This is a genomic window from Mesorhizobium sp. Mes31 (assembly GCF_024519675.1).
GTDB lineage: Bacteria > Pseudomonadota > Alphaproteobacteria > Rhizobiales > Rhizobiaceae > Mesorhizobium.
This window is the reverse complement of record NZ_JALJRL010000005.1, coordinates 294,030-307,508: the sequence shown is the minus strand read 5'-3', so window position 1 is coordinate 307,508 and position 13,479 is coordinate 294,030. Positions and strand designations below refer to the sequence as shown.

Annotated in this window: 18 protein-coding genes; 9 read left to right on the top strand and 9 right to left on the bottom strand. The window is 61.7% G+C overall.

Annotation, left to right across the window (positions count from 1 at the left end):
* Nucleotides 1-81: 81 nt before the first annotated feature.
* Both NR193_RS11590 and NR193_RS11585 read left to right on the top strand, forming a co-directional pair.
* Entirely contained in the window at nucleotides 82-699 is a 618-nt protein-coding gene (locus NR193_RS11590; RefSeq protein ID WP_091578409.1) for a PilZ domain-containing protein, read from the top strand.
* Nucleotides 700-986: 287 nt separating this feature from the next.
* Nucleotides 987-1,595, top strand: a complete 609-nt coding sequence (locus tag NR193_RS11585) for a transglutaminase-like cysteine peptidase (RefSeq protein ID WP_256750963.1) — start codon at nucleotides 987-989, stop codon at nucleotides 1,593-1,595.
* A 262-nt stretch (nucleotides 1,596-1,857) separates the two neighbouring features.
* On the opposite strand, the gene NR193_RS11580 is transcribed toward NR193_RS11585, so the two are convergent.
* Both NR193_RS11580 and NR193_RS11575 read right to left on the bottom strand, forming a co-directional pair.
* Nucleotides 1,858-2,385, bottom strand: coding sequence for a gamma carbonic anhydrase family protein (locus tag NR193_RS11580; protein ID WP_256750962.1), 528 nt, complete (start codon nucleotides 2,383-2,385; stop codon nucleotides 1,858-1,860).
* Between the two features lie 18 nt (nucleotides 2,386-2,403).
* Complete coding sequence (locus NR193_RS11575) at nucleotides 2,404-2,745, bottom strand: DUF6949 family protein (RefSeq protein ID WP_256750961.1); 342 nt, start codon at nucleotides 2,743-2,745, stop codon at nucleotides 2,404-2,406.
* A gap of 121 nt (nucleotides 2,746-2,866) precedes the next feature.
* Between NR193_RS11575 and NR193_RS11570 the strand changes: the two genes are divergently transcribed.
* Nucleotides 2,867-3,598: a hypothetical protein gene (locus tag NR193_RS11570; RefSeq protein ID WP_256750960.1), complete on the top strand. Its 732-nt coding sequence runs from the start codon at nucleotides 2,867-2,869 to the stop codon at nucleotides 3,596-3,598.
* Nucleotides 3,599-3,660: 62 nt separating this feature from the next.
* On the opposite strand, the gene NR193_RS11565 is transcribed toward NR193_RS11570, so the two are convergent.
* Both NR193_RS11565 and cysE read right to left on the bottom strand, forming a co-directional pair.
* On the bottom strand, nucleotides 3,661-3,864 hold the full coding sequence (locus NR193_RS11565; RefSeq protein ID WP_091578397.1) for a DUF3126 family protein: 204 nt from the start codon (nucleotides 3,862-3,864) through the stop codon (nucleotides 3,661-3,663).
* Between the two features lie 151 nt (nucleotides 3,865-4,015).
* Nucleotides 4,016-4,864, bottom strand: a complete 849-nt coding sequence (cysE, locus tag NR193_RS11560) for a serine O-acetyltransferase (protein WP_256750959.1) — start codon at nucleotides 4,862-4,864, stop codon at nucleotides 4,016-4,018.
* A gap of 126 nt (nucleotides 4,865-4,990) precedes the next feature.
* Here cysE and NR193_RS11555 point away from each other — a divergent pair, with 126 nt between their 5' ends.
* A complete protein-coding gene (locus tag NR193_RS11555) occupies nucleotides 4,991-5,593 on the top strand; it encodes a hypothetical protein (RefSeq protein WP_256750958.1) in 603 nt (200 codons plus the stop codon).
* 135 nt (nucleotides 5,594-5,728) lie between these two features.
* Here the strand turns inward: NR193_RS11555 and NR193_RS11550 are convergent, their stop codons facing one another.
* Genes NR193_RS11550 through NR193_RS11540 form a run of 3 tightly spaced genes read right to left on the bottom strand, consistent with a single transcriptional unit; the run spans nucleotide 5,729 to nucleotide 7,701 of the window.
* Nucleotides 5,729-6,496, bottom strand: coding sequence for an alpha/beta fold hydrolase (locus NR193_RS11550; RefSeq protein WP_256750957.1), 768 nt, complete (start codon nucleotides 6,494-6,496; stop codon nucleotides 5,729-5,731).
* Nucleotides 6,497-6,516: 20 nt separating this feature from the next.
* On the bottom strand, nucleotides 6,517-7,080 hold the full coding sequence (locus tag NR193_RS11545; protein WP_256750956.1) for a DUF192 domain-containing protein: 564 nt from the start codon (nucleotides 7,078-7,080) through the stop codon (nucleotides 6,517-6,519).
* A gap of 24 nt (nucleotides 7,081-7,104) precedes the next feature.
* Nucleotides 7,105-7,701 carry a cold-shock protein gene (locus tag NR193_RS11540; protein ID WP_256751030.1) on the bottom strand — a complete coding sequence of 199 codons (597 nt, stop codon included), beginning with the start codon at nucleotides 7,699-7,701 and terminating at the stop codon, nucleotides 7,105-7,107.
* Between the two features lie 218 nt (nucleotides 7,702-7,919).
* Between NR193_RS11540 and gloA the strand changes: the two genes are divergently transcribed.
* Together gloA and NR193_RS11530 are read left to right on the top strand one after the other, a co-directional pair.
* Nucleotides 7,920-8,360 carry a lactoylglutathione lyase gene (gene gloA / locus NR193_RS11535; protein WP_256750955.1) on the top strand — a complete coding sequence of 147 codons (441 nt, stop codon included), beginning with the start codon at nucleotides 7,920-7,922 and terminating at the stop codon, nucleotides 8,358-8,360.
* A 146-nt stretch (nucleotides 8,361-8,506) separates the two neighbouring features.
* Nucleotides 8,507-8,800 carry a DUF2218 domain-containing protein gene (locus NR193_RS11530; protein ID WP_256750954.1) on the top strand — a complete coding sequence of 98 codons (294 nt, stop codon included), beginning with the start codon at nucleotides 8,507-8,509 and terminating at the stop codon, nucleotides 8,798-8,800.
* Between the two features lie 5 nt (nucleotides 8,801-8,805).
* Here NR193_RS11530 and NR193_RS11525 read toward each other — a convergent pair whose 3' ends face one another.
* Both NR193_RS11525 and ilvA read right to left on the bottom strand, forming a co-directional pair.
* Complete coding sequence (locus NR193_RS11525) at nucleotides 8,806-9,366, bottom strand: DUF1697 domain-containing protein (protein WP_256750953.1); 561 nt, start codon at nucleotides 9,364-9,366, stop codon at nucleotides 8,806-8,808.
* Nucleotides 9,363-10,619: a threonine ammonia-lyase IlvA gene (gene ilvA / locus NR193_RS11520; protein ID WP_256750952.1), complete on the bottom strand. Its 1,257-nt coding sequence runs from the start codon at nucleotides 10,617-10,619 to the stop codon at nucleotides 9,363-9,365. The genes NR193_RS11525 and ilvA overlap by 4 nt, the downstream gene beginning before the upstream one ends.
* A gap of 204 nt (nucleotides 10,620-10,823) precedes the next feature.
* Between ilvA and NR193_RS11515 the strand changes: the two genes are divergently transcribed.
* The 3 genes from NR193_RS11515 to NR193_RS11505 all read left to right on the top strand — a co-directional run bounded on the left by NR193_RS11515 (nucleotide 10,824) and on the right by NR193_RS11505 (nucleotide 13,467).
* The gene (locus tag NR193_RS11515; RefSeq protein WP_256750951.1) at nucleotides 10,824-11,027 is read left to right on the top strand and encodes a hypothetical protein; all 204 of its coding nucleotides are present in this window, start codon (nucleotides 10,824-10,826) and stop codon (nucleotides 11,025-11,027) included.
* Between the two features lie 59 nt (nucleotides 11,028-11,086).
* Nucleotides 11,087-12,160 carry an alpha/beta hydrolase gene (locus NR193_RS11510; RefSeq protein ID WP_256750950.1) on the top strand — a complete coding sequence of 358 codons (1,074 nt, stop codon included), beginning with the start codon at nucleotides 11,087-11,089 and terminating at the stop codon, nucleotides 12,158-12,160.
* Between the two features lie 143 nt (nucleotides 12,161-12,303).
* Complete coding sequence (locus NR193_RS11505; RefSeq protein WP_256750949.1) at nucleotides 12,304-13,467, top strand: alpha/beta hydrolase; 1,164 nt, start codon at nucleotides 12,304-12,306, stop codon at nucleotides 13,465-13,467.
* Nucleotides 13,468-13,479: the final 12 nt, after the last annotated feature.

Sequence of the window (13,479 nt, the reverse complement as noted above, 5' to 3'; positions counted from 1 at the left end):
TTTGTTAACCCATTTTGTTGTACCTCAGCGATGAAGTTCCTCGCATCGACGCGTGGGATGCCAAACGGGGTGTAGGCAGTTATGAGGTCAGCGGCGGTCGACTACGCGCCGTCCCAAGCTGAAAGGCGTAACTTTCAGCGCGTCCGGGTCAAGATATACGGGCGCTTCATGCTGGAAGACCGCACCGAACACCCCTGCCAGGTGGTCGACATGTCCCCCGGCAACGTAGCGCTTCGCACCGACCGCGTCGGCATGCCCGGCGAAAAGGTCATCGCCTACATCGACCATATCGGCCGCATCGAAGGTGTCGTTACACGCACCTTGCAGGATGGTTTCGCGATGACCGTCATCGCGTCGGACCGCAAGAAGGACAAGCTTGCGGCGCAGTTGACCTGGCTTGCCAACAAGCACGAGCTCGACCTGCCCGAAGACCGCAGGCACGAGCGCGTCGCGCCACGCAACCCAACCAGCGTGCTGCAACTCACCGATGGCCGCCAGTACCAGTGCCGCATCATCGACCTGTCGCTTTCCGGCGCGGCGATCGAGATCGATGTCAAGCCGGCGATCGGCGTTCAGGTCATGCTTGGCACCATGCGCGGGCAGATCGTTCGCCATTTCGAGGATGGTGTCGCCATCGAATTCGCCGTCATCCAGCGCCCGGAAACGCTCGATTCCGAATTCAATACGCCGCGAGCCTGACAAGACCCGACAGAGGTACACGAAGAAACCGGTCCCTTGCTGCCGGTTTTTTTCGTTCACCGCATGGGCGATCGAGATGCTCCGGCCAGGATCCAGACAGCTTCGGCAAGGTCCGATATCGAGGCTCGGAAGGATTGGCCCTCCGGGAAACTCCAAACAATTCAATACTCGAATGATTCAAATTTTATGTTTATTCTACGGGCGTTTTACTTAAAATCTACTTCGCGCTTTTGCGTCAAATAAATCCACTTGTGGCAATGTCTCCCTCGAACGGGGAGACTACAACAATGAAAAGAACGAGGGGCAGGCTGTTGCTGGTGGCAATGGCGATGCAGCTTTCCGCCTGGGGATCGGCGTATGCGGCGGGACCCGCATTCATGCACACTGGCGGACGCACCACGCAACCTGTCGGCCACTATGAATTCTGCCAGCGCATTCCTGGCGAATGCAGTGAAAGGACCCCCAGCGGGGCGCCGGTCGAACTGACCCGCAAACTATGGGCGGCGATCGTCAACATCAACAATTCCGTCAACACACGAATCAAGCCGCGCACCGACATGGAAAACTTCGGTGTCGAGGAATACTGGGCCTATCCCGACAATGGCTATGGCGATTGCGAGGACTACGCGCTGGAAAAGCGTCGCGAACTGATGGATGCGGGCGTGCCCGCCGGCAATTTGCTGATGACGGTTGCGCGTCAGCCAAATGGCGACGGCCACGCGGTGCTGACCGTGCGCACCAGCCTCGGAGAATTCATCCTCGACAACCTGGAAAGCAAGGTGCTGTCCTGGACGGACACCGACTACACCTACCTCAAGCGCCAGTCAGACCAGAATTCGGGCGTTTGGGTGACGATCAACGACGGCCGCTCCGACGCGGTCGCCAGCGTCCGCTGAGAACGCCAGCGCATGTCACCCAAAAACGCGATGCGGCTTTGGGACAACGACATGGATAAAACAGAGGTCAAGCCCGTCGCCTGAATGCAACGCGCTTAAGGAGAAACCCGGTCGAGTCCCCACCCTCCCCGTCCCCAACGACCGGGTCAAAGGAGCCGGCCCCGTCCCCGGGCCGGCTCCGCCATTTCTGGCGATGCGTCACTGTTGCGTTGCGCGATGACAACAACCGCCCCTCGTGCGACGAATGGATCAGGGGCGAAGCTCAGACCTTCTTCAATCCCGCCTTGAAGCGCTTGCCGTTGGCGACGTAGTGCGCCGCCGAGCCGCGCAATCTCTCCACGGCAGCGTCGTCCAGCACCCTGATCACCTTGGCCGGCGAGCCGACAATCAGCGAATTGTCCGGAAACTCCTTGCCTTCGGTGACCAGCGCACCGGCGCCGACCAGTGAGTTCTTGCCGATCTTCGCACCGTTCAGCACGATGGCGCCCATGCCAATCAGGCTGTTGTCACCGATCGTGCAGCCATGCAGCAAGGCGCGGTGGCCGATCGTGCAGCCTTGCCCGATCGTCAGCGGGAAGCCGGGATCGGTGTGCATGACCGTGTGTTCCTGCACATTGGTGTCGGCGCCAATGACGATGGGCTCATTGTCGCCGCGGATGACGACACCGAACCAGAAGCCGGCATTGCGGCCGACGCGCACATCGCCGATCAGTGTCGCATCGGGCGCGATCCAGTTCGAGTCCGCATCCGCGAAACCGGGCTCTTTTCCATCAATCGCATAAAGCGGCATCTCGGTCTCCGAATCGTCTCAGGCTGGAAAGCTGGAGCCTAGGAGACCGGCCGTCCACGAGGCAATGGCAAGTATGACGACGCCGAGCGCCAACGCCCAGGCAACCGCCGTGCAACCGCAGGACATCAGCGCCACTGTCGAAATGCGGCGCTCGCGCCGGGCATCGAGGGCGTCGTTGACCAGCATGAAGGGCCCGGCACAGGCAGTCGCGACCAGCGAGCGCAGCACGTGCGACGGCGACACGTAGGGCTCGGTGAAGGCGACCTTGCGCCCATAAACCAGCTCCATCGCCGATCCGACCAGCCCGCAGGTCGTCAGCCCGACGACAAAAGCGAACAGAGTGAGTTCCAGCTGGCCCATCTTTACTTTCCATTTACCATGAAATCGCACAGTCGTGCGTAACGCGCTGCAAAAGCCATGCCGCGCAATGTGTGCCGCCCAAGGACACCAGGGGCACAGCAGAGGTAGCCAAGGAACTGAGATGAAGCAGGCAACGATTGCCGACGGCGCCGAACTCACCGTGGTCGATTCCACGCTGATGAAGCGGGTGTTCTACGTGTTCGCGGCGTTGGCCTTGCTGTCGATAGCGATCAGCCTTGGCGGCAAATGGTTCGGCCGTTCGATCGCGATGGCCGGATACACCGACGATGCAACGATCCACGAGGTGGTGATCGGCAACAATGTCATCGCCGTGCCGGCCAACGTCATCCGTTTCGACCAGGCCCGTCGCGACGGCATCGCCTCACGTCTCGACCTCTATCTGCGCTACCCCGAGATGGACGGCTACAGCGAGGCCGCGCGCGACGATTTCAACCACACGGGGGCGAACAAGAACATCGTTTTCCTGTCCTTCGAGCAACAGATGATGTCGCGTGACATGAGTGGCCGTTTCGCGCCGATCTACAGCGCGCTGATCACGCAGCCCGGCATTGCGGGACCTGGCGGCACGACGGTGTACGGCTTCAACGAAAAATCAGGCTATCTGAACGAGGTGCTGGTCGTCGGCAAGCGTCCCGGCAAGGACCCCTTCGTGGCCCGCTGCCTGAGCGGGCCGACTGCCGACGAATCGCTGGCGCCCTGCGAGCGTGATATCCAGGTTGGCGACGAGCTCAGCCTCAGCTATCGCTTCCCAAGGGAGTTTCTGGGCGATTGGCAGGCGCTTGACGTGTCGATCGCCACCGAAGCCGGGCGCATGCTGAAAACGAGACATTGAGAGATTTGGGTGGCAAGGCCGGCCGCCGTCCGTGCGGCCCGGCCAGCCTTGGCTCTGCAGGCTCAAGCCAGATCGATGTCGAGGATCGCCATCGAGAAATTGTAGTCGCCGTCGTCCTCGTCCTTGAAGACGATGCCGAGGAACTCGTCACCGACATAGACCTCGGCTGAATCTTCCTTGCGCGGCCGTGCCTTGACCTCGATCTTGGGGTTCTGGAAGACGCGCTTGAAATAGGCGTCCAGCTTTCTGATTTCGTCCGGCTTCAACAGTCTTCTCCGATCATCGGGCTTGCTCGTTCGAACGCGCTTCTGGCACGTCGACAATGGCGATGTAAAGGCAAGCGGCCTGATAAGACGAGAACAACGCCCACTCATACCCACGATCGGAATCCGGCCGCGGCCGGCGGGCACGTTGAAATCAGATGTCGAAGCTGACGACCTGATCCATCGTCTGCGAAGGCAGAAGCTGGTCCATTTGACGCGACGGCTGATCGCAGCCAGTTTCACCGACGACCCGGGCCGGCACGCCGGCGACCGTCTTGTTGTGCGGCACTGGCGACAGCACCACCGAGCCGGCCGCGATCTTCGAGCAATGGCCGATTTCGATGTTGCCAAGGATCTTGGCGCCAGCGCCGATCAGCACGCCGTAGCGGATCTTGGGGTGACGGTCGCCACCGGCCTTGCCGGTGCCGCCCAGCGTCACGCCGTGCAGGATCGACACGTCGTCCTCGATCACCGCCGTCTCGCCGACCACAAGCCCGGTGGCATGATCGATGAAGATGCCCTTGCCGATGCGGGCGGCCGGATTGATGTCGGTCTGGAAGACCGAGGATGAACGGCTCTGCAGGTAGAGCGCGAAATCCTTGCGACCCTGGTTCCACAGCCAATGCGCCAGCCGATGGGTCTGGATGGCGTGGAAACCCTTGAAATAGAGCACCGGCATGATGAAGCGGTCGCAGGCCGGATCACGGTCGTAATAGGCCTGGATGTCGACGCGCACGGTCGTCGGCCAGTCCTTGTCGTCGGCCAGCATGGACTTGAAGGTCTGGCGGATGAGGTCCGAGCCGATGTCCTGATGGGAGAGCCGTTCGGCCAGTCGGTGGATGACCGCCTCCTCCAGGCTGTCCTGGTTGAGGATCGTCGAATAGAGGAAGGCGGCGAGCAGCGGGTCGCGGTTGACCGCTTCCATCGCCTCGTCGCGGATCGAGCGCCAGATCGGATCGACCGGCTGCAACGCGCTGTGTCGGGAAATGCTGATGCTGTTCATCGACGTCTCGTCCTGCCGGCTTGCCTAGTATCCGGCCGCACATATAAGCCAGATCGTAGCATGATTGAACTCAATTTTCCTTAGTGCTGTGTCAAATGGATTTGGTTCGCGGGATTTCAAGCAGCCATGGAAAACGAACCCTTGATCGACAACGAGCTGAAGAGCGCGCTTTCAGCGCTCTACGTGGCCGAGGGCCGCCACTACCACAACCTGGCCCATATCGAGGCGATGCTGGCGCTGGCCGGCGAGTATCGAGGGTTGCTCGGCGATTTCGAGGCCGTCGAAGCGGCGATCTGGTTCCACGACGCCGTCTACGACAGCAAGGCAAAGGACAACGAGGCGCAAAGTGCCGCGCTTGCCGAGAAAAAGCTCGCGGGCCGCGCTGATCCTTCACGCCTCGGTCGCATCACGGCGATGATCGTCGCTACCGCCACGCACCAATTGCCACGTTTCGACGACGCATCGGCAACGCGGGACGCCAGTCTTTTCCTCGACATGGACCTGTCGATCCTGGGCGCCGCGCCAGACGCCTTCGACGCATATGAGCGCGCGATCCGCCGCGAATACGACTGGGTGGAAGAGCCAATGTGGCGCGCCGGCCGCAGCGCGGTGCTGAAGAACTTCCTTGCCCGACCGCAGATCTTCCACAGCGATGAATTTCGCCAGCGTTTCGAGCCGCAGGCCAGATTGAACATGGCGCGGTCGCTGGAGGCCCTCGCTGCAAGCTAAGGGCAATCAGGTAAAGGCGACGCCATCGCTGCCAGGAGAGCCAAGCCCCGCCGTCATCGACAACGCATTGAGAACGATCCCAGAAGGCCAAGCGCCGACTGTCGTTGCCAGTGTTGCCCGCTCCCAGCGGTCGGCTCAGAGCGGATTTTCGGCGTAGAACTCCAGCACGCGCTGCTTGAAGGTCTTGTCCCCGACGGCCAGCATATGGTCGCGACCCTCGATGTGAAAGGCCCTGGCGTTAGGCATCAACGCCGCCAGCTCGTCGGGCGAGCCGCCAATGTCGTCCGTTGTGCCGACAGCGATCAGCGTCGGCTGTGCGATGCGGGCAACTTCTTCCTCGCTCAGCAGCTCCCGCGAGGCGACGATGCAGGCGGCCAGCGCCCGGCGGTCACTGCGGGTCTGGTCGGCAAAGGCGCGAAACGATCGGCCGCGCGGATGGCCGGTGGTGGCGGGATCATCGGCGAGCAGGGCCGCGGCGATCGGATCCCAATCGCCGACACCGTCGATCATACCGATGCCGAGCCCGCCAAAGACGAGTGTCGCCACCTTGTCCGGATCGGACAGCGCCAGGAACGCCGCTATGCGCGCTCCCATCGAATACCCCATGACATGGGCGTGCTCGATGTCGAGATGGTCCAGCAAGGCGGCGGCATCCGAGGCCATCCTGGCTGGTGTGTAGTCAGCCTCGTCATAACTCTTGGACGACGAACCGTGGCCGCGATTGTCGAAGGCGATGGCGCGGTAACCAGCATCGTTCAGCGTCTTGAACCAGCCGGGCGACACCCAGTTGACATAGTGGGTCGAGGCGAAGCCATGGATCATGAGCACAGGATCGCCCTTGCCCGAGGCCGGCTGGCGGTCGAGGAAGGCAAGATCGAAGCCGTCATGGGAAAAAAACTGCATCGAAAGGCGATCCTTCACGCTCAGTCGGGATCGACGCTCGGCGAATCGCCCTTGTCCGCCGGCGGCATGCCGGGAGATGACGCGGTGCCGATTGCCGGATGACGCAACAGGTCGCCATCGGCGATCCCATCCCTGGCAGCTGTGCCGGCCTTGAGCTCGAGCACGAAGCGGACCGGCTCACCGGGCGAGATGATCGCCTCGGATTGCGGCTCGCCTGGTTTGATCGCGCGGATCCTGCCGTCCTGGCCGACGAATATCAGGTCCAGCGGCATCGGCGTATTCTTCATCCAGAAATTGACGTCGCGCGTCTCCTCGAAGACGAACAGCATGCCATGATCGCCGGCCATCTCTTCGCGAAACATCAGACCGGCCTCGCGCTCGGCCTCGGTATCCGCGACTTCGATCGAGAAGGAGCGTTCGCCGCCTTTTGTCACCGCGACCAATGGCGTCGGGTCGACAGGCAGGATCATCGCCTGGCCATCGGCCGCACTGGAGTTCCCGGAATAGAAGAAGGCGCCAGTGGCGACGATGACGGCAATCACGGCGCACATCACGCCCGCCGTCAGCCAGTTCCTGTGGGTCATACGAAGTCCTCGGCCGGAACCGCCCTAGTGCGAAACCGGCAAGGTGCCCATATCGGGGTGAATTTCGGCGGCCATAAGGCCTTTGTCGCCGCGCCCGAAACGAACAAGCACGACCTGCCCCGGCCGAAGCTCGGTGATGCCGTAGCGGCGCAAGGTCTCCATGTGGACGAAAATGTCCTCTGTGCCCTCGCCGCGCGTCAGGAAACCAAACCCCTTGGTGCGGTTGAACCATTTCACCAAAGCGCGTTCAAGGCCGCTCTCCGGCGTCACCGCGACATGGGTGCGCTGCTCCTGCATTTCCGCGGGATGAACCGCGGTGGTGACATCCATTGAGAGCACCCGGAAAGCCTGCAGTCCGCGTTCGCCCTGCTTGACGAGGCAGACCACGCGCGCGCCTTCCAAGGCAGTCTGGAAACCGTCGCGTCGAAGACATGTCACATGGAGGAGGATATCGCCCGAAACGCCGTCATCCGGGAGTATGAAACCGTAGCCCTTGGCCACATCGAACCACTTGATGGCGCCGGCAATTTCGGTCAAGTCGGCGGCATCGCCGCCTTCATCGTGCCTCAAGGCGTCGCCAAGGGTTCCGGCCCGCCCCGTCAAAGAGGCCTTTTCCCCCATAAGAATGCCCCCTTTTTTCAAGAACACCGCAACTGATTCTTGACACCAGATTAACACTGGGGCTTCCGGTGTGTGCAAGACCTGCCGTGCCTTTTTTCACGGTTCATTGCGGCAATACCGGATTTGTTCTTTGCCGGCATTGCCCGCCGCCAGCGGATTGCCCTTTGACCGGGTCGACCCTATCTTGCGCCGCATCCCAACAGATCGAGGAAAAATACATGCGCTATCTGCACACCATGGTCCGCGTCGCCGATGTCGATGCCTCGCTCGATTTCTACTGCAACAAGCTCGGCCTAAAGGAAGTGCGCCGCCATGAGAGCGAGCAGGGCCGCTACACGCTGATCTTTCTGGCGGCCTCCGAAGACGAGCAGAGCGGCATCGCCGACAAGGCTCCGCTCGTCGAACTGACCTACAATTGGGACCCGGAAGACTACAAGGGCGGTCGCAATTTCGGCCACCTCGCCTATGAGGTCGACGATATCTACGCCACATGCCAGCGGCTGATGGACAACGGCGTCACCATCAATCGCCCGCCGCGCGACGGCAACATGGCCTTCATCAAGTCGCCGGACGGCATTTCGATCGAGCTTTTGCAGAAGGGCCCGGCGAAGGCCAAGGCCGAACCCTGGGCTTCGATGGCGAATACCGGAAGCTGGTAGGCATCGACCCGACGCCGGGCGAAAATTGACCGATAGGCTTTGGCGTTCGGCAAGACGACGCCTATCTGTCAGGCCATCGTGCCGGCGTCGCAGCGCCGGCTCATGGTTATGCAAATGGGCGCCTGCCCTTCCTGGAGAATTCACTCATGCCGAGCAGCCATGCCGACGTCACCACCGAACATGCCAGCCGCTACCTGCAGCAGCTCTGCAAGCACTGGGCACACAAATTCCCCGTCGAGTTCGATCCCACCCATGGCACCATCGATCTCACGCTTGGCCGCACCGTCATGGATGCCGATGCGGCCGCACTGCACATCACTGTTTCGACGGACGAAGCCGGCTCGATCGAGCGCCTGGAGAGTGTCGTTGCCGATCACATCAAGCGCTTTGCTTTCCGCGAAGAGCTGACCTTCGACTGGAAGCCGGCTCCGGCGGCATAGGTATCTTACTTTCCGCCGGCCTGACCGGCCATCTCCAGCAGCGCCAGCACCGAGCGCCAGTTGCGCGCGGTGCCGGGCACCTTCAGGGTGCGCGGGATCAGCCCGGCAAACACCGATTTGCCAAGCCCGTTCGGCGCGTGCAGGTAGAGCACGTCGCCCTTGATCTCGAAGCTTTCAGGACCTGTGCACTTTTCAGCCAGCCGCGCCGCCTCGTCGGCGGTCGGCTCGCGCTCCAGCACATAGGCGTGCAGCTTCGTGTGGTCTGCCGCCGCTTCCGGATAGGGATTTTCGCTCACCAGTTGCTCGAACCAGCCGAGATCACGCACCATGATGCGCGAATGGAATCCCCATTTCTTCTCAAAGGCTGCTTCGATCTGTTTCGTCAGCGCGGCCGCGTCGCCCTTCTTCGCCCGGAACACGGCGTTGCCGCTCTGCACATAGGTGGCGACATCGGCAAAGCCGAGATCCTCGAAGAACGACCTCAACTCCGCCATCTTGACGATGCGGTTGCCGCCAACGTTGATGCCGGAAAACAGCGTGATGAAGACTTTTCCCGCACCGCTCATATGATGAACCCCGCCAGCGTCTCGTTGTCGGTGATGTCCTGATACTGGACGCCTTCGGCCTCGAAATTCGCCTTGAGCAGGTCGAAATTACGGCGGTCCTTGGTTTCGATGCCGATCAGCACGGAACCGAAATTGCGCGCCGATTTCTTCAGATATTCGAACCGGGCGATGTCGTCGTCGGGCCCCAGCATTTCAAGGAAGTCGCGCAGTGCGCCCGGCCGCTGCGGGAAGCGGATGATGAAGTATTTCTTCAGCCCCTCGAAGCGCAGCGCCCGTTCCTTCACATCCGGCAGCCGCTCGAAGTCGAAATTGCCGCCCGAAACCACGGCCACGATAGTCTTGCCGCGGATCTCCTTCTTCGAAAAATCCTTAAGCGCATCGATCGCCAGGGCGCCCGCCGGCTCCAGCACGACGCCTTCGACGTTGAGCATCTCGATCATGGTGGCGCAGAGCCGGTTCTCCGGGATCAGCCGCACGGTGTCGGCCGGGAAATCCTTGAGATGTCGCAACGGTTCGCGGCCGATTTCGGCCACCGCCGCGCCATCGACGAAATTGTCGACCTTTGCGAGCTTCAGCCGCTTTCCGGCGGCTAGGCTCTCGCGCAGGCTTGGCGCGCCGGCCGGCTCGCAGAAGACAAAGCGGGTTTCCCGGCCTTGATCGGCGAAATAATGGGTGACGCCAGCGGCAAGTCCGCCACCGCCGACCGGCAGCATGATGATGTCGGGCATGCGCGCGCCCGGCATCTGGTCTGATATCTCATAGGCGACCGTCGCCTGGCCTTCGATGATGTCCTTGTGATCAAAGGGCGGCACCATGTGGGCGCCCGAGCTTTCGGTGAATTCGAAGGCGGCACGATAGCAATCGTCGAAGAAATCGCCGACGAGTCTGATCTCGACGAAGTCGCCACCGAACAGCCGTGTCTTGTCGATCTTCTGCTGCGGCGTCGTCACCGGCATGAACACCACGCCCTTCTTACCGAAATGGCGGCAGACAAAAGCGAAGCCCTGCGCATGGTTGCCGGCGGAAGCGCAGACGAACAGTTCGGCCTGGTTGCCCGCCGCAAGCGCCTTGCGAAAGAAATTGAAGGCTCCGCGGATCTTGTAGGAGCGCACCGGCGATAGGTCCTCGCGCTTCAACAGCACCCGCGCACCGGTCTTTTTCGACAGATAGTCGTTTTCCTGCAGCGGCGTTTCCGGGAAGATCTGGCGGATCGCGGAGGCAGCAACAGAGACGCGGGAAGAGAAACTGTTCATTGGAAAATCACTTTGCACCGCATGTCTTGTGCCGACCTCTATCATCGATCAGGCCGTGCACCCTCAGTTTGCTGCGCGCCCTGGTCTCGTGCAGCCGATCCTGCCTATTGCATATCCGGCCCCTCGACGCCATTGCCCGGCCATTCTTGCCCCTCTGAATCGGGCATTCACAGAATCCTTGCAAGCACTTGGAGGTGTTTGTTCATGCCTGTTGCATCGGTCGCCCTCAAAACCATGTCGCTGCCGGAATTCGGTGAGCCGACGGTGATGCCGTTGGTCGAGCGCCCCCCACGAGGCCCGCATTCCGGCATTTCTCCCGCCGTTCTGGCTTTCACGCAACAGTGCGATGGCCGTCGCAAGGCGCTGATCACATTTCGACCGGAGATGACTTACTTCCGCCGCACTTAAACTGTCCGGGAGGTGTCGCGGGGGTAGACAGGCCTTTTGGCCGGAGTGGAATTTCAGACGTGCCTTTGAAGAAGATTTTTGCGGTTGCCCTTGCCCTGCTCGTTGCCGGCTGCGCCGGCCAACAAACACAGGAATTGCTTGGCAGCGCCATCGTCGCGACGCCGGTGACGGAGATTGCCGGCAATCACAGCATCTTCATCGCCACGACGCGCAAGAAGTCCGACGACCCGAACAAGGTTTTCGACGGCGAGCGCTCGGCCACGCTGAACTATGCCCGCGTCAACGTCACCGTGCCCGGAATCCATCAGACTGGCCAGATCGAGCGGCGCTCGCGCGGCAAGTCGGATGATCCGGCCAAATATTTCATGGCTTCCGAGGTCGTCGGCTACGACGCACAGCCGAAATTCTCCAGCGCGCTCAACGCCGATATCGCGGCACGCGGCGGCCGCGTCATGGTCTTCGTGCACGGCTACAACACCGGCTTCGACGACGCGGTCTATCGTCTGACACAGATCGTCCATGATTCCGGCTATCCGGGTACACCGGTGCTGTTTTCCTGGGCATCGGGCGCCAAGACCACCGACTATGTCTACGACAAGGAAAGTGCGAGTGCCGCCCGCGACCAGCTGGAAGTGACGTTGAGGATGCTGCAGCAGTCCGGCGCGCGGCGCATCGACATCGTCGCGCATTCGATGGGAACCTGGGTGACCATGGAGACGCTGCGCCAGATGGCCATCAGCGGCGACCGTGATTTGGGTGGCAAGCTCGGCGACGTGGTGCTCGCCTCGCCCGACATCGACGTCGACGTGTTCAAGAGCCAGATGCGCCGCTACGGCAAGCCCGACAAGCCGTTCATCCTGTTGCTGTCGGACGACGATCGTGCGCTGAGGCTTTCCGGCCTGATCGCCGGTTCGCGGCCGCGTGTCGGCGACTACAAGGACGCCGCAGATCTTGCCTCCTACGGCGTGACGGTCGTCGACCTCTCCAAGGTCAAGGGAACGGATAGCTTCAACCACACGAAATTCGCCGACAATCCGGCACTGGTGAAGATGATCGGCCAGCGGTTGCGCGAGGACGACGGCTTTGCCAGCGACCGTGAAGTGACCGATCGCATCGGCCTGCTCGGACAATAGATGCACTCGCGAGGCGTTCGCCCCGCCTGTTCACCCTTGCGCAAACCTCGGCGCACTTTGAACTGGACCGCGCCGGCCTATGGCTTTATCGGAATAGCCAGCGACGTCATGCGTTTGACGTCCCCCTTTGCGGGAGCCGGCGTGTGACCGTGCGTTTGAAAAGCTTAGTCATCGTCGCGTTCGCGCTCGCTGTCACCGGCTGCGCCGGCCGGAACACGCATGACCTGCTCAGCAGGACGACGGTCGCCGCCCCTGCTTCCGACGTCGCGGCCACGCATGAGATTTTCGTCGCCACGACACGCCGGAAGGCAACGAAGGACCCGCGACAGGTTTTCGACGGCGATCGCTCACCGACCACCAGCTACGCCCGCGTCGACGTGACTGTTCCCAAAACCCACCAGGTGGGAGCGATCGAGCGGGCCAAGGGATCCGCCAACAGCAATCCGGCCAAGGATTTCACGGCGAAGGACGTCACCTTCTATGACGGCGCGCCGCAATTCGCCAAGGCGGTCGGCGCCGACATCGCCATGCGCGGCGGCCGTGCGCTGGTTTTCGTGCACGGCTTCAACAATGGTTTCGATGATGGCATCTATCGGCTGACACAGATCGCGCACGACACCAAGTTTCCCGGCACACCGGTGCTGTTCTCATGGGCGTCCAGCGGCAAGACGACCGGCTATATCTACGACAAGGAAAGCGCCAACGCCGCGCGCGACGACCTTGAAGCGACGCTCAGAATGCTGGCAAAGACCCAGGTCAAGAGCATCGACATCATCGCTCATTCGATGGGAACCTGGGTGACGATGGAGGCGCTGCGCCAGCTCGCCATCACCGGGGACCGCGATCTCGGCGGCAAGCTCGGCTATGTTATCCTGGCTTCGCCCGACATCGATGTCGACGTCTTCAAGAAGCAGATGATCCGCTACGGCAAACCCGACAAGCCGTTCGCTATCCTGCTTTCCGCGGATGATCGGGCCCTCAAGCTCTCTTCCCTGATCTCGGGCGACAAGCCGCGTGTCGGTGACTATGGCAATGCCGCTGATCTCGCCAGCTATGGCGTGTCGGTCGTCGACCTTTCCCAAGCCAAGGGCGGTGATCGCCTGAACCATGCCAAATTCGCCGACAATCCGATCCTGGTGCAATTGCTCGGTGACCGGCTGCGCACGCCGGCCGGCCTGGCGTCGGACGACACATCGCCCGCGCAGCTCGACAATCTTGGCCAGGGCCTCGGCAAGGCCGTCGGCTCGGTCGCCGAAATCGTCATCACCACGCCATTCAAGGTGCTGACCATCGCCACCGGTGGGTAAGCAACCAAGAGC

Bases quoted from the DNA above. Each gene is read 5' to 3' on its own strand.
- NR193_RS11590 (WP_091578409.1), top strand. From the start codon at position 82: ATGAGGTCAGCGGCGGTCGACTACGCGCCGTCCCAAGCTGAAAGGCGT.
- NR193_RS11585 (WP_256750963.1), top strand. From the start codon at position 987: ATGAAAAGAACGAGGGGCAGGCTGTTGCTGGTGGCAATGGCGATGCAG.
- NR193_RS11580 (WP_256750962.1), bottom strand. From the start codon at position 2,385: ATGCCGCTTTATGCGATTGATGGAAAAGAGCCCGGTTTCGCGGATGCG.
- NR193_RS11575 (WP_256750961.1), bottom strand. From the start codon at position 2,745: ATGGGCCAGCTGGAACTCACTCTGTTCGCTTTTGTCGTCGGGCTGACG.
- NR193_RS11570 (WP_256750960.1), top strand. From the start codon at position 2,867: ATGAAGCAGGCAACGATTGCCGACGGCGCCGAACTCACCGTGGTCGAT.
- cysE (WP_256750959.1), bottom strand. From the start codon at position 4,864: ATGAACAGCATCAGCATTTCCCGACACAGCGCGTTGCAGCCGGTCGAT.
- NR193_RS11555 (WP_256750958.1), top strand. From the start codon at position 4,991: ATGGAAAACGAACCCTTGATCGACAACGAGCTGAAGAGCGCGCTTTCA.
- NR193_RS11550 (WP_256750957.1), bottom strand. From the start codon at position 6,496: ATGCAGTTTTTTTCCCATGACGGCTTCGATCTTGCCTTCCTCGACCGC.
- NR193_RS11545 (WP_256750956.1), bottom strand. From the start codon at position 7,080: ATGACCCACAGGAACTGGCTGACGGCGGGCGTGATGTGCGCCGTGATT.
- NR193_RS11540 (WP_256751030.1), bottom strand. From the start codon at position 7,701: ATGGGGGAAAAGGCCTCTTTGACGGGGCGGGCCGGAACCCTTGGCGAC.
- gloA (WP_256750955.1), top strand. From the start codon at position 7,920: ATGCGCTATCTGCACACCATGGTCCGCGTCGCCGATGTCGATGCCTCG.
- NR193_RS11530 (WP_256750954.1), top strand. From the start codon at position 8,507: ATGCCGAGCAGCCATGCCGACGTCACCACCGAACATGCCAGCCGCTAC.
- NR193_RS11525 (WP_256750953.1), bottom strand. From the start codon at position 9,366: ATGAGCGGTGCGGGAAAAGTCTTCATCACGCTGTTTTCCGGCATCAAC.
- ilvA (WP_256750952.1), bottom strand. From the start codon at position 10,619: ATGAACAGTTTCTCTTCCCGCGTCTCTGTTGCTGCCTCCGCGATCCGC.
- NR193_RS11515 (WP_256750951.1), top strand. From the start codon at position 10,824: ATGCCTGTTGCATCGGTCGCCCTCAAAACCATGTCGCTGCCGGAATTC.